This is a genomic window from Nocardioides pymetrozini (assembly GCF_046058985.1).
In the GTDB taxonomy this organism is placed as follows: domain Bacteria; phylum Actinomycetota; class Actinomycetes; order Propionibacteriales; family Nocardioidaceae; genus Nocardioides.
This window is the reverse complement of record NZ_CP175556.1, coordinates 2,054,605-2,074,645: the sequence shown is the minus strand read 5'-3', so window position 1 is coordinate 2,074,645 and position 20,041 is coordinate 2,054,605. Positions and strand designations below refer to the sequence as shown.

Below are 20,041 nucleotides of genomic sequence, written 5' to 3'. Positions count from 1 at the left end.
CCCGAGGTGGCTAGCCGACCGGTGCGACCTTGACCTGGCTGCCCAGGACCTGGCCCTCGGCGTCGAGGAAGGTGAGTGTGACCTGCGGGACGCCCGCCGCCTCGGGGAGGGCGGCGCCGTAGCCGTGGGAGTCGGCCCGGACCTCCAGGGTCCGGTCCACGCCGGCTGCCTGCACGCGGACCTGGCTGGCGGTCGGCCACGGCGAGATCCCGTACACGAGCGGCTCGCTGTCCGTGAAGTAGCCGCCCAGCTGGAGCGGTGAGGTGACCTCCTGCGGCGGCACGTCGTCGCCGGCCCAGACGACGCCACCGCAGCCGTACTCCAGCTCCTTCTTCGTCGGCGTCCCCGTGCCGTCCCAGGTGCCGTCGCTCATCGCGTAGCAGACCTTGCCGGTCGAGGACGTCGCCACCCAGAACGCGAAGACCCCGCGGTCGGTGTCGAACTGGGTGACCAGGGCCGGCTCGTCGAGCTCGCCCAGACCGTTGCCGGTCGTGTTGGGCTGGCGGGCGAAGTCCTCGATCACGCTGGACACCACCTCGGCCGGACCGCCGAGGGCGACCGCCGTCGTCGTGCCCACGACGGAGAGGGCCGCGCCGAGACCGAGGGCGGCCCTGCGCCGCGCACGTCGGCGGCGGCGCTGCTGGGCCTGGGCCACACGGTCCTCGCGGAGGATCCGCGCGAGTGTCACCTCAGCCCAGTCGGGGTCGAGCGGCGGGGGAGCGGGGGAGAGTGCGGCGATGCGGGCGGTCACGTGGTCCGTGGTCATCGAAGTCCACCTTCGGTGAGGGGTCGGCGGGTGGTGGCGGTGCGCTGCTCCGCCGGCGGGTCGAGGTCCCCGAGCGCGGCACGGGCCCGGTGGGCGCGGACCCGGAAGGCTCCGGGGCGGATGCCGAGGACCTCGGCCGCGGCGTCCGGGGCCAGGCCGTCCCAGGAGACGAGCAGCAGCGCCTCCCGGTGGCCGTCCGGCAGAGCCGCGAGCGCCTCCAGCGCACTCATCCGGTCGGTCGCCAGCAGGGCGGCGTCGGACTCGGGCCGGGCTGCCCGGTCGAGCAGCGCCAGCCGGTCGAGGAGCGCCGTACGACGCCGCACCGAGCGCCGGCTGTTGCCGATCACCTTGCGGGCGGTGGCGATCAGCCAGCCGATCGGCGGCTCGGGGACCTCCTCCCAGTGCCGCCAGGCCTGCACGAAGGTCTCGGCGACGACGTCCTGGACGTCGTCGGGCGCGACGTGGCGGCGGGCGTACGCCGCGACGCGCGGGCCGTCGCGGCGCCACGTCGCGCTGAACGCTGCCTCGTGGGCGTTCTCGGGGGTGCTCATGTCCTTGTAGTGTCCGGCTCCCTGCGGTTGTTACGGCTAGTCTCGGCGCGATGATCCGCGAACGCAGGGAGCAGGATCTCGACCGGCTCGCCGCCGTGCTCCTCGAGGTCCCCGGCGCCACCGCCATGTTGGCAGGACGCGCGCCGCGCGCGTGGCTGACCGAGGACGACGACGCCGCCGAGGCGTCGTGGGTGTTCGACCAGGCGCCCGTTCCCGTCGCCCCGACGAAGAACGTGGTCGGCCACGTGCAGGTCCGCCGGCCGCCGGCCGACGCCCCGTGGCTGAACGAGGTCGCCATCCGCGCCGGCGTCGACGCGGGCCGGCTGCTCGTGATCGGGCGACTCTTCGTGAGGCCGATGAAGCATGACCGCAATATCGCGCGCTATCTGCTCAAGCAGGCCGCGTCACTCGTCGCGGCGCGGGGGAGCGCGGCCGTCTTCGAGTCCCACGGGCTCGGGGTCGTGCCTCCCGAGCTGCCGCGGCGCCTGGGCCTGTACGCCGCCGCAGGACCACCGGGCTCCGGTCGCTAGGCTCGCGCCGTGAGGCTGCGACCGGTTCTCGCCCGAGCCGTGCTTCGGGCCACCCGCTGGAAGCTCGTCGGCGACATGCCGGAGCGAGGCATCCTCGTGGGCGCGCCCCACACCTCGAACTGGGACTGGGTAGCGATGCTGCTCATCGCGTGGAGCAACGGCGTCCAGCCGCAGGTGCTCATCAAGGAGTCCTTCTTCAAGGGGCCCGTGGGCCTCCTGCTCCGCGCGACGGGCGGCATCCCGCTGGACCGGGCCAATCCCGGCACGACGATCCGCGCCCTGCTGGCGGAGGCCGAGGGGCACGACGCCTTCCTGCTGGTCATCGCAGCCGAGGGGACGCGGAGCAAGGGGGAGTACTGGAAGCCGGGCTTCTACCGGATCTCCCAGCAGACCGGCCTGCCCATCGCGCTCGGCTTCGTCGACGGTCCCACGCGCACCCTGGGCATGGGACCCTCCTTCCACCCGACCGGCGACGTGGTGGCCGACATGGACCGGGTCCGCGCGTTCTACCACGACAAGCGGGGCATCCGGCCGGAGAACCGGACCGAGCCGAGGCTGCGCGACGAGCTCGAGTCGCCCGGGTCGAGCTAGCTGGACTGATCGCACAGGCTCCTGACCAGCACCCGCTCGCGAGTGACCCCGTCGGGCCGTAGATCGCCGAGCTCGCCCGTCTCGACGAACCCGTTGCGCTCGTAGAGCGCCGTCGCCCGCGCATTGGTCTCCACGACCGACAGCCGGAGTGTGCGCGCACCGCCCTCCGCAGCCCAGTGCGCGACGGCCTCGATCAGCCGGTCGCCGACGCCTCGCCCTCGCGCCGCGGGACTCACCCACATGGAGATCAGCTCGATGGTGTCCTCGTCCTCGCCCGGCACGCCACTCGCCATCCCCACCGGACGACCCTCCAGCAGCACGACGAAGTCTCGGCCGCCGGGGATCGACAGTCGGTCGCGCCAGCGTTCCTCCCGGTCACGCTCGCCCTGCCACCCGGCCAGCGTCTCACCGAAGGCGTCCGGCGCCTCCGCGAGCGCGGCGAGGCGCAGCTCCCGCCACAGCGGCCAGTCGTCGGGCGTCAGGACGCGAAGCTCGAGCATGGGCAGATCCTGCCGAACCGGGCGGCTCAACGGCGAACGGGGGCAGCCGTGCACCGATGCTCGGCGAGCGCGGCACGCCGGCGTTCGCTGGGCGGGCAGAAGGGCAGCGCCAGCCCGGTCGCCACCGTCGCGCCGACCAGGGCGACGCCGTGCCCCCCGTGGTCGATCACCACGCCTGCGAGGCTCGGACCGACCAGCGTCCCGACCGTCAGCGCCGTGCTCACGGCCGCCAGGCCCGCGGCGGGATGCTGCTCGAAGACCTCGGCGCTCCAGACGCCGTGGGCCGCGATGACGGCGGCATAGAACGCGCCGAACAGGACGGCGGCGACGAGGGCGGCGCCGAGGTCGGCCGCGGCGGCCCCGAGCAGGCCCAGGGAGAGCGCCAGCAGCGCCGTCGAGGCGAGATAGCCGCCGCGCAGGCCCACCCGGTCGAACGCGTACCCGCTGAGCGAGCCCAGCAGGCAGGCGGCGCCGCACACGGCGTACACGACCCGGGTGGCGGTCGTGTCCATCCCGGCCTGCTGCATGGCGTCGACGCTGAAGACCCACCACACGGCGCTGCCGGCGCCGACCAGGACGGCCGAGAGGAGCAGCGGCCGCGAGCGGGGACACAGGAACCAGCTCGGGCTGAGCTGGGCCCGGCGCAGCGCAGCGTGCTCGCGGGGCGGGGCCAGGCGGGTCGCGGCAATGCCGACGACGACGGCGATCACGACGAAGCTCGCCCAGGCCCACCGCCATTGGTCGCCGGCCAGGATCGCCACCGGGCCGGCGAGCGCGACCCCCCAGCCGGTGCCCGAGCTGATGGTCGACCACACCACGGCCCGGCGCGGGGGAGCGACGTGGCGGTCCACGATGTCGGCGTACGGCGGGAACGCCATGCCGGCCGCCGCTCCCGCGATCGTGACGCCCAGGGCCACGGCCCAGGCACTGCCCGCCAGCGCGACAACGGCCATCCCCGACGCGGCGGCCGACGCGGCGGCGGCGACCGCGACCCGCGCGCCCCGCCACGAGGTCAGCGGTACGACGCCCGCGTTCGCCAGCAGGTACGAGACGTAGCCGAGCGAGGAGATCAGGCCGGCGGCGCTCGGGCCGATGCCGAGCTCGGCCTTCATGTCCGGGAGGAGGAGCCCGTAGCCGTAGCGGGCCAGACCGAAGGTGATCGCGATCATGGCGGTGCCCGGCAGCAGCACGGCGGGCGTGCTGAGGGAGCGGGCCGTCGGGGGAGCGGCGATCACGGCAGCGGCTCCTCCACCTGCACGTGGTCCAGTGGGCACGCGTGACCGTCCGACCGGCACGCGGACCGGTCGCACAGCCGGCACGTGCGCAGTGCCGGGACGGGCTCGTGGGTCGAGGACCCGACCATCCGTTCCAGCGTCCGCTCGAGCTGACGACGCGCGCGATCGTCGAGGGAGGCGAGGCTCTCGGCGAGCACCGCGTCGCGGACCTGCGCGAGCCGGCGGGCGACGTCCTCGCCCTCCGGTGTGAGGCGGATCCGCCGCTGCCGGCTGTCGGCGCCGGGGGAGCGGACCACCCAGCCCGCCGCCACGACCCGGTCGACCAGCCGGGTCGCCCCGGACCCGGTCAGCGCCAGCACCTCGCCCAGCCACGAGACGGGTCGGTCGGGGTGGGCGAGCAGAGTCAGCAGTGCGGCCTGGGCGGACGCCGTCAGCCCCTCCTGCCGGCCCGCCTCAGTGATCCGGTCGGCGACCGTCAACGACCAGGCTCCGAGCAGGTTCTCCAGGCGACCCATCGCACCAGCATAGATACTTGCGTGACTCACTCAAATAGTTGGCACAGATCTGTCGGTCAGTACGGTGGGAGAGATGAGTGACTACCCGCGGCTGGTCCAGCCGGTTCTCGACACGACGGACGTGCGCGGCCTCGCCGAGTTCTACCGGGAGCTCTTCGGGCTGCGGTACCGCGAAGGCGACGAGCCACCCGCCGACCCGGCAACGGACGATGCCGACTGGCTCGTCCTGCGAGACGCGGACGGCGCCCGGCAGCTTGCCTTCCAGCAGGTCGAGCGGCTGCCGCGGTCGACCTGGCCGAGTGCCGAGGTGCCCATGCAGCTGCACCTCGACTTCACCGTCTCGAGCGTCGAGGAGCTGCACCGGCACCGCGCACGCGCAGAGGAGCTCGGGGCCGAGCTCCGGCTCGACCGCGTGGACGACCCCGACGAGCCGCTCTTCGTGTTCGCCGACCCCGCCGGCCACCCGTTCTGCATCTTCGTCGCCTGAGCAGGGGAGACCGCGGCCGCCGGGAACTGCTCCCGCCGCGGCCGCGACGGGTGTAGAACAGCCTCATGGCCGAACCCCTCGTGCTGATCCACGGTGTCACCGCCACCTGGCAGGCCTGGCACCGCGTCGAGGAGCTCCTCGCCGACGACTTCGAGGTGCTCTCGGTCGCGCTCCCGGGTCACATCGACGGCGAGCCGCTGTCGGGTGCCGCGACGATCGAGGTGCTCTGCGAGGGAGTCGAGCGGCTGATGGACCGGGCCGGGATGGAGACCGCGCACCTCGCCGGCAACTCGCTCGGCGGCTGGCTGGCCATGGAGCTCACGGCCCGCGGCCGCGCACGCAGCGCGACCCTGCTCGCTCCGGCCGGCGGCTGGACGGCGTACGACCCGCGCATGAAGAAGATCTTCTACGGCATGCGCCGACAGCTGCGCGCATCACGCCGGCTGCTGCCCGTGATGATGCGCATCGGCCCGGTGCGTCGCTTCGGGTTCCGCACCGTCGCCAAGTACGGCGACCGCCTGACCCGCGAGGAGGCGATCACCGCCGCGCAGGCCGCGCTCTTCGTCGAGCTCGACAACCTGCTGAGCCTGGCCGACGAGAAGGCCGGGCCGTACGACGACCCCGGCGTCCCCGTCCTCCTCGCCTGGTGCGAGCACGACCGGATCTTCCCCGAGCGACCCTACGGCGAGAACTGGCGCCGGATCGCGCCCTTCGCGCAATGGCGGATGCTCCCGGGGGTCGGGCACGTGCCGATGGTCGACGACCCGGCGCTGGTCGCCCAGACCATCCGCGACGGCATTGCCCGGGGGAGCGGCGGCTGAGGCGACGCCCGAGCCGCCGCGACGGCATTGCCCGGGGGAGCGGCGGCTGAGGCGACGCCCGAGCCGACCTCGCCAGGTCGTCAGCCCGCGATGATCTCCACCGAGCTCCGCCCCGTGGGTTCGATGTCGATCACGACTGCACCCGTGCTGTGCTCGGCCAGTGCCCAGCTGTCTCCGGAGTGGAGCAGTCCGTAGTACGTCGATGGTGCGCCGACGAAGCGGACGGCGCCTTCGGTGCGGTCGTAGGGCTCGTGCGTGTGTCCACTGAGCATCATCAGGGGGGAGCGACGTGCCTCGAGTGCGGCCATGACCCGTTGCCGATTCGTCAGGGTGAACCACCTGTGCGTGCTCCGCGAGTGCACGGGATGGTGGTGCGCCACGATGGCTGGCCGGTCGGGATCGATGGCGGAGATGGCATCCGCCAGGGGCCGGCCGTCCCCGTGCGGCTCACCCGCGATGTTCGTCGCCACCCCGACGATGTGCCACCCGTCCAACGGGCCGCCGGCCGTGCCGAACACCCGGTGGATCACGTCTGTCCTGTCATGGTTGCCCGGAACCACGACGAGCAACGGCGCGACGCCCGAGAGCGTCTGCTGGGCAGACATCGCGTCGTCCTCGGCCCCGGCATCACACACGTCCCCTGTCACGACCACAGCGTCGAAGGGCCCACGACCTGCCGCCGCCTCGAGGACCGCACTGAGCCGCGCGGCGGGCATTTCGGCTGTCCCTGACTCGTCGGCACCGAGGTGCAAATCGCTCAGATGCAGGAGCCGGGCCATGAGCGCGACATTAGCGGGCCGACGCCGAAGCGCCGTTCGCTTGTGGCGGCGGTCGGCCTCTCAACTGAGCAACGTGACCGGATGCAGCGGTACCCGCCACTGTGGGCAGCCTTCTGGTTGACGATGCTCCTCCCTGGCAACGGGGGCTTTCGACGCAACCCGCCTGGTACGACCGAGGAACAGGTTCACCACCTGGTTTCACTGATCTCGTGAACGACTTCGCCTTCACGGGTCACGAACGCGATCGACCAGAGACGGGAGTTCTCGCATCTTCTGCAACTCCCGATACGCAAGCCGATAAGTGACATTATGTCATTTAATCTGCGTCGTGCATTAGACGCACACGTCGGCGCAGGCTGAACCACTACCCCTCTGATCGTGCTGACAAGGCGCTCACCTGCGGGAAACACCTCACAGAAGTCCATCGAACGCGGCAGCCACACTCAGCTACGACGTGCAGCGCCTGTCAGCTGCTGTGCCGTGACGTTGCGCGATCCGGTGAGTTGTCGACATCGGCGTATGCGAAGAAGCCTTAGCCTTGAATCAACTGCTTGCTTGCGAACGCGTCATCGAGTGCCTTCTCGGCGCGCGCGTTGCGTTGGCCGAGTGTGGCCGGATCTGCCGGACGAGGTCTCAGCACCAAGCTTCCGCCTTGAGCCCGACATGCGATCACATCGTCTCACGCGCCGGTTGCGCTGTTCTGGCGACAGCGACCCGGTGTCGCCGCGCGAGGTCGAGGCAGAACGGCCCTCACGGCCGGATCCAGCCCCGCCGCAGTCCCTCCTCGACGAGCAGGCCGGTCGCCTCGCCGAGCGACGTGGAGGCGGCGACGACGCCCGACTCCCGGGCCCGGACGGTCGCCTCGGAGGCACCGGGCATCCCCCACGTCCCGCCGCCGGCCAGCCAGTTCAGCAGCATCGGCTCGAGGCGGTCCATTGCCTTGCAGAAGCGCGCCTCCGGCGTGGTGCCCGCCTCGAACTCGTCCCACAGGGCGCGCATCTGCTCGGCCTGGTCGAGCGGCAGCAGGCCGAAGAGGCGGTCGGCCGCGGCGGCCTCGCGCTCGGCCTGGTCGTCGGCGGCACCGGGGACGAAGACCGGGCTGTCCCCCGCGTAGATCTCGACCAGGTCGTGGATGACCACGAGCTTGATCGCGTGGCCGACGTCGATCGGCTCGTCGGCGTACTCGGCGAGCAGGATGACCATCAGCGCGAGATGCCAGGAGTGCTCGGCGTCGTTCTCCCGCCGCTCGGCCGCCGCGAGCGGCGAGGCGCGCAGGATCGTCTTGAGCTTGTCGGCCTCGGCGACGAAGCGGAGCTGGGCGGCGAGGCGCTCCGGGATCCCGTCGGGCAGCGGCTGGCGGTCGATGATCAGCGCGTCGTCGTCCATGGCCCTACCCTGCCAGGACGAGCGCTACGCCGGGGCCACGGCGCCGGCGAGCACCTGCCCGCAGGCGGCGACGACGGCGCGCGCGAGATCCTCGGCGGTGTCCGGGTCGCGCTCGGGCACCAGCAGGTGGACGGCGCCCAGGGCATGCAGGTCGATGGCGCGGACCCCCTGCGCCCGCGCCATGTCCGCGGCGTGGGAGACGTCGCCGTGGACGATGACGCTCGCGCCCTCGGGCGGGAGCGGCGAGAGCCAGGACCGCTCGGTGGCCACGGTGGTCCGCGCGGGCAGCAGGGCGAGCGCTCCTCCCCCGCAGCCCTGTCCGAGCAGGATAGAGACGGTCGGCACCGACAGGGTGGTCAGCGTGGCGATGCAGCGGGCGATCTCCCCCGCCAACGCGCCCTCCTCCGCCGCCTGCGACAGCTCGGCCCCCGGAGTGTCCACCACCGTCACCAACGGCAGCCGCAGCTCCTCGGCCAGCTCCATCGCCCGCCGCGCCTCCCGCAGCGCCGCCGGACCCATCGGCGTCGACGGCGTCTGCCGCGAGCGGTCCTGACCCACCAGCACGCACGGCTGCCCGTCGAGCCGGGTCAGCGCGATCAGCACCGAGTCGTCCCGCTCCCCCTCATCGGTCCCCTTGAGCCGCAGCGTGCTGCTCGCGCCGTACCGCAACAGGTCCCGTACGCCGACCCGCCCCTCCGCGCGCGTGCTGACGATGCACTCCCACGCGTCGCGGTCGCCGACGTCGCCGCCGCGACGCGACAGCGCCGGCGGTGAGGGCGGGTCGACCAGCACGCCGAGCGCGCGGTCGACGAGGGCCGGCAGGTCCTCGGTCGCCACGACGGCGTCGATCACACCGTGCGCGGCCAGGTTCTCGGCCGTCTGGACCCCTGCCGGGAACGGCTCGCCGTTCAGGGCCTCGTACACCTTGGGGCCCAGGAATCCGACCAGGGCGCCCGGCTCGGCGACGGTCACGTGCGCGAGCGAGCCCCAGGACGCGAAGACTCCCCCGGTGGTCGGGTGGCGCAGGTAGGCGAGATAGGGCAGGCCCGCCGCCCGGTGCTCCATCAGGGCGCGCGAGATCTCGGCCATCCGCAGGAAGGCGGGCGTGCCCTCCTGCATGCGGGTCCCGCCCGAGGCCGTGGCGGCCAGCAGGGGCAGACCCTCCGCCGTCGCCCGTCGTACGGCGGCCACGATGCGGTCCGCCGCGGCACGGCCGATCGAGCCGGCGAGGAAGCGGAACTCGTTGACGACCACCGCCACCGGGCGCCCGCGGACCGTCCCACGCCCGGTCAGCACCGACTCGTCCGTGCCCGCTCTGACGGCAGCGGCCTCCAGCTCGGCGCGATAGCCGGGCTCGATGCCGGTCAGGTCGACCGGCCGGTCCCACGACGCGAAGGTGCCGGCGTCCAGCACCAGGTCGAGCAGGTCCCGGGCGCCCAGCCGGGCGCTCATCGATCCTCTCCCACCCAGGCGCGCAGCGCGGGCCCGTGCTGGTCGAGGGTCGGCGGCGCGCGATGCCCGCGCGGCGTCCGCTCGGCGCCGTCGCGTGCGAAGAAGCGCAGCGGCGGGCCGGGCAGCGTCAGCGTGCCGAGCGTGGCGTGCTCGACGTCCACGAGGAGCCCCTGGCTGGCGGTCTGGTCCCAGGCGTACACCTCATCGAGACTGCGCACCTTGCCGGCCGGGATCCCCGCCTCGGCGAGCGCGGCCAGCAGGTCCTCGGCCAGCCAGGACGCGAACGCGGCCTCCACCAGCGCCACCGTCTCCTCGCGCCGCGCGACCCGCTCGGCATTGCTGGCGAAGCCGTCCGCGGCCGGGTCGAGCCCGAACGCTCCGCAGAAGCGGACCCACAGCGACTCCGAGCCGACCGCGATCTGCACGGCGCCGTCGGCGCAGCGGAACAGGCCGTACGGCGCGATCGACGGATGGTGGTTGCCCTGCGCCCGCCCGATCTCTCCGGCGACGGTCCACCGCGTGCCCTGGAAGGCGTGCACGCCGACGACCGCGGAGAGGAGCGAGGTGCGCACGACCTGGCCACGGCCCGTCCGCTCGCGCTCGTGGAGCGCGGCGAGCACGCCGTAGGCGCCGTACATGCCGGCGAGGACGTCCGCGATCGGGGTGCCGACCCGCTGCGGATCCTCGGGCCCGGACCCGGTGAGCGACATCAGCCCGGCCTCGCCCTGGGCGATCTGGTCGTAGCCCGCGCGACCGCCCTCGGGCCCGTCGTGCCCGAAGCCGGTGATCGAGAGCGCCACCAGCCGCGGGTTCCGCTCGAGCAGGACGTCCAGGCCCAGACCGAGCCGGTCGAGGACGCCGGTGCGGAAGTTCTCCACGAGCACGTCGGCCCGGTCGACGAGACCGAGCAGCACCGCACGGTCCGCCTCGTCCTTGAGGTCGAGCGCGATGGACTCCTTGTTGCGGTTGGCCGAGAGGAAGTACGTCGACTCCCGCTCCCCTCCCCCGGCGTCGGGCGGACTGACGAAGGGCGGACCCCACCCGCGGGTGTCGTCGCCGCGTCCCGGCGCCTCGACCTTCACCACGCGCGCACCGAGGTCACCGAGCATCATCGTGGCGTGCGGCCCGGCGAGGGCCCGGGACAGGTCGACTACCACGACATCGGCCAGCGGGCCGCGCGACATCCCTGTCACCACCCCGGCAGCACGAGGGCTGCCCAGACCAGCAGCGGGCCGACGAGGACCACGACGACGCTGGAGGTCAGGATTGCGACCCGTTCAGGTCCCATGGACGTTTTCCACCTATCTCCGACAACGGCCCGCGGGGAGCGATCGGCACCACATCCCCGCGTGGATCAGTGGCCTAGCCAATAGGACACCGCGCCGGTGTGTCAATAGAATGCGCCCCATGAGCGCCTCGACCGGACGCCCGCTGCCGTCCAAGGTGACCCGGACCCGCCTCTACGAGCAGGTGGCGGAGCAGATCACCGCCTGGGCGGCCGAGGCCGGACTGCGCGTCGGCGACCGACTGCCCCCGGAGCGCGAGCTCGCGGTCCAGCTCGGCGTCAGCCGGGCGACCCTGAGCCAGGCGCTGGTCGCCCTGGAGGTGGTGGGCGTGGTGGCGGTGCGCCACGGCGACGGCACCGTGCTGGTCCGACCGACCACGGCCAGCATCTCCCAGGCGATCCGGGAGCACGCCGACCGGCTGCCCGACATCCACGAGACCCGCGACGCGCTCGAGACGAAGCTCGCGGCGCTCGCCGCGCAGCGTCGTACCGACGAGGACCTGGCGGCGATCGAGGCCGCCCTCGACGCCATGGCCGCCGACATCGAGGCCGGCGGGCGCGGGGTCGAGGGAGACGAGCAGTTCCATGCGGCCGTGACGGCGGCGAGCCACTCGGCGCTGCTCGCCCGGCTGATGCTCGAGATCGGACCGTTGGTCCGCGAGTCGCGGCTGGAGTCGCTCGCGCAGCCCGAGCGTCCCCGCGCCTCGCTCGCCGGTCACCGTCGCATCGCGGAGGCCATCGCCGCGGGTGACCCCGTGGCCGCCGCGCGGGCCATGCACGACCACATCGACATGGTCAGCGACGTCGCGCTGATCCGCGACGACGCGTGACGGAGCTCGAGCAGCTCGCGGTCCTGGGGGCCGGCTTCGGCGCGGGGATCCTCACCTCGACCGTCGGGGTCGCCTCCCTGCTCAGCTTCCCGGTGCTCGTCGCCCTCGGGATCCCGCCGGTGGTCGCCAACGCCTCCAACACCGTGGGCCTGATCCCCGCCGGCCTGAGCGGCTCCTTCGGCTACCGCGAGGAGCTCCGGGAGCACCCGGGCGTGACCCGCGTGGTCCTCGTCTGCTGCGCCCTCGGCGCCGTCGGCGGCGCGATCCTGCTGCTGGCCCTGCCGGCCGCGGCGTTCGAGGCCGCGGTGCCCTGGTTGATCCTGCTGGCCTGCGGCCTGGTCGGGGCCCAGCCCTGGATCTCCCGCTGGCTGGCTCGGCACCGGGACCTCGGCGACGGCCCGCGCCACGCACTGTCCCCCGCGACCACCGGCTTCGCCCTGCTGACCGGCGTGTACGGCGGCTACTTCGGCGCGGGCTCCGGCGTGATGATGGTCGCCGTTCTCGCCCTCGGCACCGATCTGGACCTGCGGGTGGTCAACGGGCTCAAGACGCTGGCCGTGATGGCCGGCAACATCGTGGCCGGCGCGATCTTCGTCGCGGTCGCCGACCTCGACTGGCACGCGATCGCGCTCCTCGCCGCCGGCTCGGTCGGCGGCGGCTACCTGGGGGCCCGGATCGGGCGGCGGCTGCCCTCGAGCGTCTTCCGGGCCGGCGTCGTCGTCGCCGGCCTGGTCGCCGCGGCGCTGATGCTCCGCTAGCTGCTAGCCCAGGTCGACGTCCCGATAGTGCTCCACCACCGGGAACGGGTCGTAGAACTCGTGGAGCAGGGCCCGCCACTCGTCGTACTGCGGGGAGCCGCGGAAGCCCTCGGTGTGGTCCTCGACCGTGTCCCACTCGACGAGGAGCAGGTACAGCTGGGGCGACTCCAGGCAGCGGCGCAGGGCGAGGCTGCGGAAGCCGGGCATCGAGGAGATGATCGGGCGCGCCCGCCGGAAGGCGGCCTCGAACTCCTCCTCGCGACCGGCGACGACGGGCAGGACGGCGTGCTCGAGGATCATGGGCCCAGCCTCGCAGGCTCGGCCCCGCTGCGTACCATGCGCCCCATGCGCTCTCGTCTGCTCGCCGTCGCTCCGGCCCTGCTGCTGCTCGCCACCCTGTCCGCCTGCGGCGAGGACTCCGGTGACGACTCCGGGAAGGGATCCGGCAAGGACTCCGGCGCGGCAGGCGCCACGGACACGGTGGAGTGCGACTGGCAGGAGGAGGGCGAGCCGGCCCGCGAGGTGGACCTCCCGCCCACCACGCCGACGTACGACGGCGAGGTGCCCGCCGTGCTGACCACCTCGGTCGGGACCCTCAACGTCACCCTCGACGCCGCGAAGGCGCCGTGCACCGTGCAGTCCTTCGCCTCGCTCGCCGAGCAGGGCTACTACGACGGCACCTCGTGCCACCGCCAGGGCAACGAGACCGGCTTCGAGTTCCTCCAGTGCGGCGACCCCTTCTTCGACCCGACGGCGGCAGAGGCCGACCCCAGCACCGGCACGGGCGGCCCCGGCTACACGATCCCCGACGAGGTCGACGGGAGCGAGACCTACCCGGCGGGCACCCTCGCGATGGCCAACACGGGCGTGCCGCACTCCGGCGGCGGACAGTTCTTCATCGTCTTCGGCGACTCCCAGTTCCCGCCGGACTACACCGTGTGGGGCCACCTCGACGCCGCCTCGCTCGAGACGCTGAGGAAGGCGACCGCGAGCGGCAACGACGGCTACTGGGCGCAGAGCGGCGGCGGCCGCCCGAACACCCCGGTGACCTTCGAGAGCATCCAGGTCGGCTGAGAGCCGATCAGCCCCCGGTCAGCGCGACGGACCTCTCCCAGAGCGCCCGCGCCAGCACCTCGTCCTCGGCGCGCCGCGACATCCGCGCCGGCGCGGGCCAGCCCCACAGCTCGGTCCGCCCGTGCGGCCCGACGTAGGCGCCGCCCTCCACGTCCATCGTCGCGGCGTAGACCGTGCAGAGCGCGCCGCGCCACGCGGGCATGCCGACGAGCCGCTGGCCGTAGTGCCCCACGGCGGTGACCACCGGATGACCGGAGCCGCTGGTGATCGCGGTCGCCGACGCCCCCGGGTGGGCAGCCACCGCCCGCACGGGCGAGCCGTCGGCGCGCAGCCGCCGGTCGAGCTCGCGCATGAACAGCAGGCCGGCGAGCTTCGAGTCGCCGTACGCCTGGAAGGGCCGGTAGGGCCGGCGCTGCCAGCCGAGGTCGTCGAGGTCGATCCGGCCCGACCGGTGCTCGCGTGAGCTGACGATCACGACGCGGTCGGTGAGGGCCGGCAGGAGCAGGCGGGTGAGCAGGAAGTGTCCGAGATAGTTCGTCGCGAAGTGCATCTCGACGCCCTCCGGCGTCACCGCGTGCGGTACGCCGAGCACGCCGGCGTTGTTGACCAGGACGTCGACCGGACGCCCGTCCGCGAGCAGCGCCCGCGCGAAGGAGCGCACCGAGTCCAGGTCGCTCACGTCGACCTGGCGGACCTCGACGCGGCCCTTGTCGTGGCCCGGGACCCGGCGCGCGGCGGCCTCCGCCTTCTCGCGGCTGCGACAGGCCAGCACGATCTCGGCTCCCCGCGAGCCGAGGATCCGGGCGGTCTCCAGGCCCAGCCCGCCGTTCGAGCCGGTGATGACGAACCGCCGACCCTGCTGGGGCGGCACCTGGGTCCAGGGTCGCATGGCCGTAGGCTCCCATAGGCTGCAGACATGAGTCTCACGCGTGCCGAAGCAGAGCACCGGGCGAGTGTGCTCGCCGTGTCGTCCTACGACGTCGAGCTGGACCTCTCGCTCGCCGAGGACGCCTTCCGCTCGGTGACCACGATCCGCTTCCGCAGCGAGCGCTCGGCCACCTTCGTCGACGTCACGCCGCGCACCCTGCACGGGGTGCGGCTCGACGGCAGCAGCCTCGACCCCGCGCTGCTCGCCGACGGCCGGCTGCCTCTCGCCCTCGACGCCGGGGAGCACGAGCTCGTCGTCGAGGCGACGATGGGCTTCCGCAACGACGGCGAGGGCCTGCACCGCTCCGTCGACCCCGCCGACGGGCGCGCCTACGTGTACGGCATGTCGTTCATGGACGCCGCGCCGTCGATCTTCGCGTGCTTCGACCAGCCGGATCTCAAGGCGCCGTACACGATGCGGGTCGCGGCGCCCGCCGACTGGCTGGTCGTCGGCAACGCACCGGCCCGCGAGACCGGAAGCGAGGGCGCCATCCGGCACTGGGAGCTGGGCCCCACACCCCCGCTGGCCACCTACTTCGTCACCCTCGTCGCCGGGCCCTACCACCTGGTCCGCGCGGAGCACGACGGCATCGCGCTCGGCCTGAGCGCCCGGCAGAGCCTGGCGGCCACGCTCGACCGCGAGGCCGACGAGCTGCTCACCCTCACCCGGCAGTCCTTCGACGAGCTGCACCGCCTCTTCGGCATCCGGTACCCGTTCGGCGACTACCACCAGGCGTTCGTGCCGGAGTTCAACGCGGGCGCCATGGAGAACCCCGGGTGCGTGACCATCCGCGACCCCCTGCTGTTCGAGGGCAGCAGCACCCGCGCCGACCGCAGCTTCCGCGCCGCGCTGGTCGCGCACGAGATGGCGCACCAGTGGTTCGGCAACCTGGTCACCCCGACCTGGTGGGACGACCTGTGGCTCAACGAGTCCTTCGCCGAGTACATGGGCTACCGGGTGATCGCCGACGCCACCGAGTACGCCGACGGATGGCTGCACCAGTCCTACGCGCGTCGCACGTGGGGCATCACCGCAGACCAGCGGCCCACGACCCACCCGGTGGCCGGCAACGCGGCCGAGGACGCCCTCTCTGCGCTGCAGAACTTCGACGGCATCTCCTACGCCCGCGGCTGCAACGTGCTGCGCCAGCTCGCGCAGCGCCTCGGCGACGACGCCTTCCTCGCCGGCGTGCGCGAGCACTTCACGCTGCACCGCTTCGGCAACGCGACGATGCACGACCTCTTCGCGAGCTGGGAGCGCGCCGCCGGCGGGACGTCCCTCGACGGCTTCGTCAAGGACTGGCTGCTGACCCCGGGGGCCGACCGCCTCGAGCTCGACCGCGCTGCCGGCGTGGTCCGTCGTACCTCCCCGCCCGCGCACCCGGCGGACCGGCGCCACGAGATCCTGGTGGCCGTCCACGGCCCGGACGGGTGGACCCAGCGGCCGCTGGTGGTCGACGGCCCGGAGACGCCGCTCGCGGTCGGCGACGCGCCCGTGCTGCTGGACGCCGCGGAGACCACCTGGGCCGTCAGCCCGCCGGACGACCTCACGATGGCGGCCCTGCCGGCGCTCGCGCCCACGATGACCGACCCCCAGCTGCGCGCGACGATGTGGAACAGCGTGCGGCTGGGCCTCTTCGAGGGGGCGCTCGCCCCGGCGCAGGTCGCCGAGCTGCTCGCCACGGCTCCTCCGGTGGAGGACACCGCCGACGGCGTGCGGAACCTGCTCCCCTGGGTCCTCGACGTCGCCCTCCCGCTCGCGCCGCCGGGCACCGGGGAGCGCTTCCACGCCGCCGTCCGCGAGGCCGCCGAGCGCGCCGAGCCCGGCTCGGAGCTCCAGCTGTCGGCGTTCCGGGCCACCGTGCTGTCCAGCTCCGATGTCGCCCGGCTCGAGCGCTGGGCCGCGGCCGAGGACCTGCCCGAGGGCATCGTGGGTGACAGCGACCTGCGATGGAAGGCGCTGCGCCGGCTCGCCGAGCTGGGCGCCACCGACCGCGCCCGCCTGGACGCGGCGCTGGAGGCCGAGCGCAGCGGCGCGACGACCGTCCACCACGCCCGGGCGGTGGCCTCGCTGCCGACCACCGACGCCAAGGAGTTCGCCTGGGTGCGGGCCACGGGCGAGGTGTCCGTCCCGAACTACGAGGTGAAGGCCGCCGGCACCGGGATGTGGCAGCCGGACCAGCGCGACCTGACCGCCCCCTTCGCCGAGGCCTACTTCGCCCGGCTCGATGCGATCGTCGCGGCACACCAGGGCTGGGTGCAGGGCGACGTCGTCGAGGCCTACTTCCCGATCACCCACCTCGACGAGGCGACCGAGGCTGCCGCCGCGGCGGCGCTGGAGGGCGAGCTGCCCGGCGCCGTACGACGGCGGCTGGCCGACCGGCTCGACGAGCTGCGCCGCCGTCGGGCCCTGCTGTGAGCGCCACGAAGGCCCGCCGTCCGGGCCCGACGACCCGGGTGCGGGTCGCCGAGCACCGGGGCGAGGAGCTGCGGCGCCACGAGGACCGGGTGCTCACCGAGGAGCCGCTCGAGATCCGGCTGGCGTGGCCGGGCGCGCCGGCTCGACGGGTGTGGACGACCCTGCGCACCCCCGGCCACGACTTCGAGCTCGCGGCGGGCTGGGTGCACCACGAGGGCCTGGGTCGGCCGGCCGGCGTCGCCTACTGCACCGACGTCGAGCTCCGCCCCGAGCAGGAGTTCAACGTCGTCACGCTGAGCCTCGCCGCTACACCGCCGCGCGTGCCGAGCCAGCTGGACGCGCTCAGCGCGGGGTCGGCGGCCTGCGGGGTGTGCGGGACCGACGAGGTCGGCGAGGTGCTGGCCCGCCGTCCCACCGGGCCCTGGTCCGGCGCGCTCCCCTCCGCCGACGTCGTGCGACGGCTGCCCGACCTGATGCGGCCCCACCAGCGGCTCTTCGAGCGCACGGGCAGTGCGCACGCCGCGGGCCTGTTCGCCGCCGACGGCTCGCTCGTGGCCGTGCGCGAGGACGTCGGCCGGCACAACGCCGTCGACAAGGTGGTCGGCTCCCGGCTCCTCGCCGGCGCGTCGCCGGCCGAGGCGGCACTGGTGATCAGCGGCCGGGCGGGCTTCGAGCTGGTCCAGAAGGCCGTCGCCAGCGGGATCGGCGCCCTGGTCGCGGTCGGCGCTCCGACCGGCCTCTCGGTGCGTCTCGCCGAGGCCGGCGGGCTCGCCCTGTTCGGCTGGACCAAGGGCGAGCGCACCGTCCGCTACGCCTGATCCGGGTCGGACGGCGCGCCCCGAGGGGTTCTGTCGCGGGTCCCTGTTTGACTGCTCCCATGGCCATCCTCCTCGCTCTCCTCCTCGGTCTCCTGCTCGGCGCAGGGGTCGGCTGGCTGGCGCGGCAGGCCACGCTCCCGCCGGCGACCCAGCTGCCTGCGGACGAGGCTCCCGAGGTCGTCGCGGAGCGCCACGAGGCCGCCCTGGCCGCGCTCCGGGCCGACCACCAGCTCGCGCTCGCCGAGACGCGTGCCGAGGAGGCCGCCGTCCGCGCCGCCGTGCAGGCCGAGCTGACCGGCGCCCTCGCGACGGTCGAGCAGCTGCGCGACGCCGTCGACGAGGCCCGGGGGCAGTACCGCGCCCTCGTGGAGCAGCAGCGCCGGGCCGAGCGCGAGCGAGAGACCCAGGAGGCCGGGCAGACCCAGGTCCTCAAGACCCTCACCCCGGTCGTGGAGCACCTGCGCGCCATGCAGCGCAAGGTCGACGACCTCGAGCAGGCCCGGGTGCGCCAGCACACCGAGCTCGCCACCCAGATCCAGCACACCCAGCGATCGGTGGAGGACTCGCGCAAGGCCGCCGACACGCTGGCCTCGGTGTTGAAGAACAACGCCGTGCGCGGCGCGTGGGGCGAGACCCAGCTGCGCACCCTCGTCGAGACCGCGGGCCTGCTCAACCGCGTCGACTTCGAGCTGCAGCACTCCGTGGAGGCCGACTCCGGCGCGCGCCGCCCGGACATGGTGATCAACCTGCCAGGCGGCAAGCAGATGGCGATCGACGCGAAGGTGCCCTACAACGCGTTCATGGACGCCCACCGCGAGGGCCTCGACCCCGAGGCGCGCCAGCGCCTCCTGGAGGACCACGCCCGCAAGGTGCGCGGCCATGTCGACGTCCTCGCCCGCAAGGGCTACTGGACGGGGCTGGCGGTCAGCCCGGAGTTCACGGTCGCCTTCATCCCCAACGAGCAGCTGCTCAACGCGGCGCTCGAGGTGGACCCCTCCCTGATGGAGCATGCCTTCAAGCAGGGCATCGTGCTGGCCACGCCGACCAACCTGTGGGGGATGCTCAAGACGGTGGCGTTCACCTGGAAGCAGGAGGCGCTCACCGAGGACGCCGAGGTCCTCTTCGAGCTCGGCCAGGTCCTCTACCGCCGCATCCTCAAGCTCTCCGAGCACGTCGACAAGCTCGGCCGCTCCCTGCAGCGCAGCGTGAAGGACTACAACGCCTTCACCGGCTCGCTGGAGCGCTCGGTGCTCCCCGCGGCCCGCAAGCTCAACGCCGCGGACCCGGTCACCACGATCCCGGTGCCCAAGGAGGTCGAGGAGACGCCGAAGGCGCTCACCTCCAGCGAGTTCTCCGCGCTGGCCGACCTCGACCGCGAGGAGCTGGTCTTCGACTTCGACACGCCGCTCGATCCCTCCCTCGGGGCCGTCGACGCGGAGATCGTCGACGACGCGCAGGCGGGCTGAGCGCGCTCACGCGGCGCCGCGCGGCTCCACCCCACCGGACAGGTCGACCGTCCGCCGGGTGTTGGCGAGCGAGGTGACCGTCGCCGTGCCGATCGGGCCGGAGGCGTCGAAGACCTCGGCGGTCCCCACCGCGATGCCGTCGGCGGCGAGGTGGTCGGCGGCGCGCAGGCCCAGGCGGGAGCTGTCGGGCAGGCGGCACAACGCCAGGTCGATGTCGGTGTTGATGTGCTCGACGCCGCGGGTGCCCCAGTTGGTGACCATGCTGGTGGCGTCGGCGATCGAGGCCACCGCCTGGAACGGGGTGCACTCCTCGCCCAGGACGACCGGGACGGCGGTCTGCCAGGTCTGATGGCGCCCTCCGTTCTGGTGGTCCCCGAAGTCGTCCGACCAGGGTGCCGCGCTCGCGAACCAGGGCACGTGGTGCTCCCCCGGCGCCGGCAGCCGGTCGGCCGGAGGCGGCGCCGGTCGCTCGTGCGGCGCCGACCACACCTCGCCGTCGGCGTTCGCCGACGGCAGGAGGAAAGTGCCGCTGGCGCGGGCGACGACCTCCCCCTCCTGGTCGACCACCGCGTCGAGAAGTACCAGCCGCGGTCCCCCGCGCACGACCCGCGCCGAGGCGCGCGTCGCGATCATCCGCGCCGGCCGGAACAGGTCGACGTGGTAGCGAGCCGGAACGAGGTCCGCCCGACCGGCGGCGGCGAGCTCGTGCTCCAGGGCCCGGGCGAGCAGCCCGCTCACCGCGACGCCGTGCATCTGGTCCGCGCGCCACAGGCTCTGCGCGAGGGGCATCGGCGCGAAGCCTGCGGGTGACTGCTGGAACCAGGCGAACTGGAACGTGTTCTCGTTCACGG

General features: G+C 73.5%; 22 protein-coding genes. 10 read left to right on the top strand and 12 right to left on the bottom strand.

Translation table 11 applies throughout. The annotated features are described in order from the left end of the window. Window positions 1-10 precede the first annotated feature (10 nt). Together ACJ5H2_RS10160 and ACJ5H2_RS10155 are read right to left on the bottom strand one after the other, a co-directional pair. A complete protein-coding gene (locus ACJ5H2_RS10160; RefSeq protein WP_408899442.1) occupies window positions 11-766 on the bottom strand; it encodes a hypothetical protein in 756 nt (251 codons plus the stop codon). Next, the gene (locus ACJ5H2_RS10155; RefSeq protein WP_408899441.1) at window positions 763-1,317 is read right to left on the bottom strand and encodes an RNA polymerase sigma factor; all 555 of its coding nucleotides are present in this window, start codon (window positions 1,315-1,317) and stop codon (window positions 763-765) included. Before ACJ5H2_RS10155 ends, ACJ5H2_RS10160 begins: the two co-directional genes overlap by 4 nt. 50 nt (window positions 1,318-1,367) lie before the next feature. Here ACJ5H2_RS10155 and ACJ5H2_RS10150 point away from each other — a divergent pair, with 50 nt between their 5' ends. After that, window positions 1,368-1,847 (top strand): hypothetical protein, encoded by a 480-nt coding sequence (locus tag ACJ5H2_RS10150; RefSeq protein ID WP_408899440.1) that lies wholly within the window; start codon window positions 1,368-1,370, stop codon window positions 1,845-1,847. Between the two features lie 9 nt (window positions 1,848-1,856). After that, complete coding sequence (locus ACJ5H2_RS10145; RefSeq protein WP_408899439.1) at window positions 1,857-2,438, top strand: 1-acyl-sn-glycerol-3-phosphate acyltransferase; 582 nt, start codon at window positions 1,857-1,859, stop codon at window positions 2,436-2,438. Here ACJ5H2_RS10145 and ACJ5H2_RS10140 read toward each other — a convergent pair. Genes ACJ5H2_RS10140 through ACJ5H2_RS10130 form a run of 3 tightly spaced genes read right to left on the bottom strand, consistent with a single transcriptional unit; the run spans window position 2,435 to window position 4,688 of the window. After that, window positions 2,435-2,938, bottom strand: a complete 504-nt coding sequence (locus ACJ5H2_RS10140; protein WP_408899438.1) for an N-acetyltransferase family protein — start codon at window positions 2,936-2,938, stop codon at window positions 2,435-2,437. The genes ACJ5H2_RS10145 and ACJ5H2_RS10140 overlap by 4 nt on opposite strands. A 26-nt stretch (window positions 2,939-2,964) precedes the next feature. After that, a complete protein-coding gene (locus ACJ5H2_RS10135) occupies window positions 2,965-4,173 on the bottom strand; it encodes an MFS transporter (RefSeq protein ID WP_408899437.1) in 1,209 nt (402 codons plus the stop codon). After that, window positions 4,170-4,688 (bottom strand): MarR family winged helix-turn-helix transcriptional regulator, encoded by a 519-nt coding sequence (locus tag ACJ5H2_RS10130; RefSeq protein ID WP_408899436.1) that lies wholly within the window; start codon window positions 4,686-4,688, stop codon window positions 4,170-4,172. Before ACJ5H2_RS10130 ends, ACJ5H2_RS10135 begins: the two co-directional genes overlap by 4 nt. Window positions 4,689-4,761: 73 nt before the next feature. On the opposite strand from ACJ5H2_RS10130, the gene ACJ5H2_RS10125 reads away from it, so the two are divergent. Continuing rightward, the gene (locus tag ACJ5H2_RS10125; RefSeq protein WP_408899435.1) at window positions 4,762-5,175 is read left to right on the top strand and encodes a VOC family protein; all 414 of its coding nucleotides are present in this window, start codon (window positions 4,762-4,764) and stop codon (window positions 5,173-5,175) included. A gap of 65 nt (window positions 5,176-5,240) precedes the next feature. Next, window positions 5,241-5,996 carry an alpha/beta fold hydrolase gene (locus ACJ5H2_RS10120; RefSeq protein ID WP_408899434.1) on the top strand — a complete coding sequence of 252 codons (756 nt, stop codon included), beginning with the start codon at window positions 5,241-5,243 and terminating at the stop codon, window positions 5,994-5,996. Window positions 5,997-6,076: 80 nt separating this feature from the next. On the opposite strand, the gene ACJ5H2_RS10115 is transcribed toward ACJ5H2_RS10120, so the two are convergent. The 4 genes from ACJ5H2_RS10115 to ACJ5H2_RS10100 all read right to left on the bottom strand — a co-directional run bounded on the left by ACJ5H2_RS10115 (window position 6,077) and on the right by ACJ5H2_RS10100 (window position 10,797). Further along, the gene (locus ACJ5H2_RS10115; protein ID WP_408899433.1) at window positions 6,077-6,775 is read right to left on the bottom strand and encodes a metallophosphoesterase family protein; all 699 of its coding nucleotides are present in this window, start codon (window positions 6,773-6,775) and stop codon (window positions 6,077-6,079) included. 750 nt (window positions 6,776-7,525) lie between these two features. Beyond that, on the bottom strand, window positions 7,526-8,161 hold the full coding sequence (locus ACJ5H2_RS10110) for an HD domain-containing protein (protein WP_408899432.1): 636 nt from the start codon (window positions 8,159-8,161) through the stop codon (window positions 7,526-7,528). A 24-nt stretch (window positions 8,162-8,185) separates the two neighbouring features. Next, window positions 8,186-9,613 carry a carboxyl transferase domain-containing protein gene (locus tag ACJ5H2_RS10105; protein ID WP_408899431.1) on the bottom strand — a complete coding sequence of 476 codons (1,428 nt, stop codon included), beginning with the start codon at window positions 9,611-9,613 and terminating at the stop codon, window positions 8,186-8,188. Continuing rightward, window positions 9,610-10,797: a CaiB/BaiF CoA transferase family protein gene (locus tag ACJ5H2_RS10100; RefSeq protein WP_408899430.1), complete on the bottom strand. Its 1,188-nt coding sequence runs from the start codon at window positions 10,795-10,797 to the stop codon at window positions 9,610-9,612. Before ACJ5H2_RS10100 ends, ACJ5H2_RS10105 begins: the two co-directional genes overlap by 4 nt. 223 nt (window positions 10,798-11,020) lie before the next feature. Here ACJ5H2_RS10100 and ACJ5H2_RS10095 point away from each other — a divergent pair, with 223 nt between their 5' ends. Then, window positions 11,021-11,728, top strand: a complete 708-nt coding sequence (locus ACJ5H2_RS10095; RefSeq protein WP_408899429.1) for a FadR/GntR family transcriptional regulator — start codon at window positions 11,021-11,023, stop codon at window positions 11,726-11,728. After that, window positions 11,725-12,486 (top strand): sulfite exporter TauE/SafE family protein, encoded by a 762-nt coding sequence (locus tag ACJ5H2_RS10090; RefSeq protein WP_408899428.1) that lies wholly within the window; start codon window positions 11,725-11,727, stop codon window positions 12,484-12,486. Before ACJ5H2_RS10095 ends, ACJ5H2_RS10090 begins: the two co-directional genes overlap by 4 nt. Before the next feature lie 3 nt (window positions 12,487-12,489). Here the strand turns inward: ACJ5H2_RS10090 and ACJ5H2_RS10085 are convergent, their stop codons facing one another. Next, window positions 12,490-12,786, bottom strand: a complete 297-nt coding sequence (locus ACJ5H2_RS10085) for an antibiotic biosynthesis monooxygenase family protein (RefSeq protein ID WP_408899427.1) — start codon at window positions 12,784-12,786, stop codon at window positions 12,490-12,492. Between the two features lie 45 nt (window positions 12,787-12,831). Between ACJ5H2_RS10085 and ACJ5H2_RS10080 the strand changes: the two genes are divergently transcribed. Continuing rightward, on the top strand, window positions 12,832-13,560 hold the full coding sequence (locus tag ACJ5H2_RS10080; RefSeq protein WP_408899426.1) for a peptidylprolyl isomerase: 729 nt from the start codon (window positions 12,832-12,834) through the stop codon (window positions 13,558-13,560). Between the two features lie 7 nt (window positions 13,561-13,567). On the opposite strand, the gene ACJ5H2_RS10075 is transcribed toward ACJ5H2_RS10080, so the two are convergent. Beyond that, window positions 13,568-14,449, bottom strand: coding sequence for an oxidoreductase (locus tag ACJ5H2_RS10075; protein WP_408899425.1), 882 nt, complete (start codon window positions 14,447-14,449; stop codon window positions 13,568-13,570). Window positions 14,450-14,476: 27 nt separating this feature from the next. On the opposite strand from ACJ5H2_RS10075, the gene pepN reads away from it, so the two are divergent. From pepN to rmuC, 3 genes are read left to right on the top strand one after another with little or no spacing between them, the layout of a single operon-like run. Next, window positions 14,477-16,906 carry an aminopeptidase N gene (gene pepN, locus ACJ5H2_RS10070; RefSeq protein ID WP_408899424.1) on the top strand — a complete coding sequence of 810 codons (2,430 nt, stop codon included), beginning with the start codon at window positions 14,477-14,479 and terminating at the stop codon, window positions 16,904-16,906. After that, complete coding sequence (locus ACJ5H2_RS10065; RefSeq protein WP_408899423.1) at window positions 16,903-17,724, top strand: formate dehydrogenase accessory sulfurtransferase FdhD; 822 nt, start codon at window positions 16,903-16,905, stop codon at window positions 17,722-17,724. Before pepN ends, ACJ5H2_RS10065 begins: the two co-directional genes overlap by 4 nt. A gap of 59 nt (window positions 17,725-17,783) precedes the next feature. Continuing rightward, window positions 17,784-19,190 (top strand): DNA recombination protein RmuC, encoded by a 1,407-nt coding sequence (rmuC, locus tag ACJ5H2_RS10060; RefSeq protein WP_408899422.1) that lies wholly within the window; start codon window positions 17,784-17,786, stop codon window positions 19,188-19,190. Between the two features lie 6 nt (window positions 19,191-19,196). Here rmuC and ACJ5H2_RS10055 read toward each other — a convergent pair whose 3' ends face one another. Beyond that, complete coding sequence (locus ACJ5H2_RS10055; RefSeq protein ID WP_408899421.1) at window positions 19,197-20,039, bottom strand: acyl-CoA thioesterase domain-containing protein; 843 nt, start codon at window positions 20,037-20,039, stop codon at window positions 19,197-19,199. Window positions 20,040-20,041: the final 2 nt, after the last annotated feature.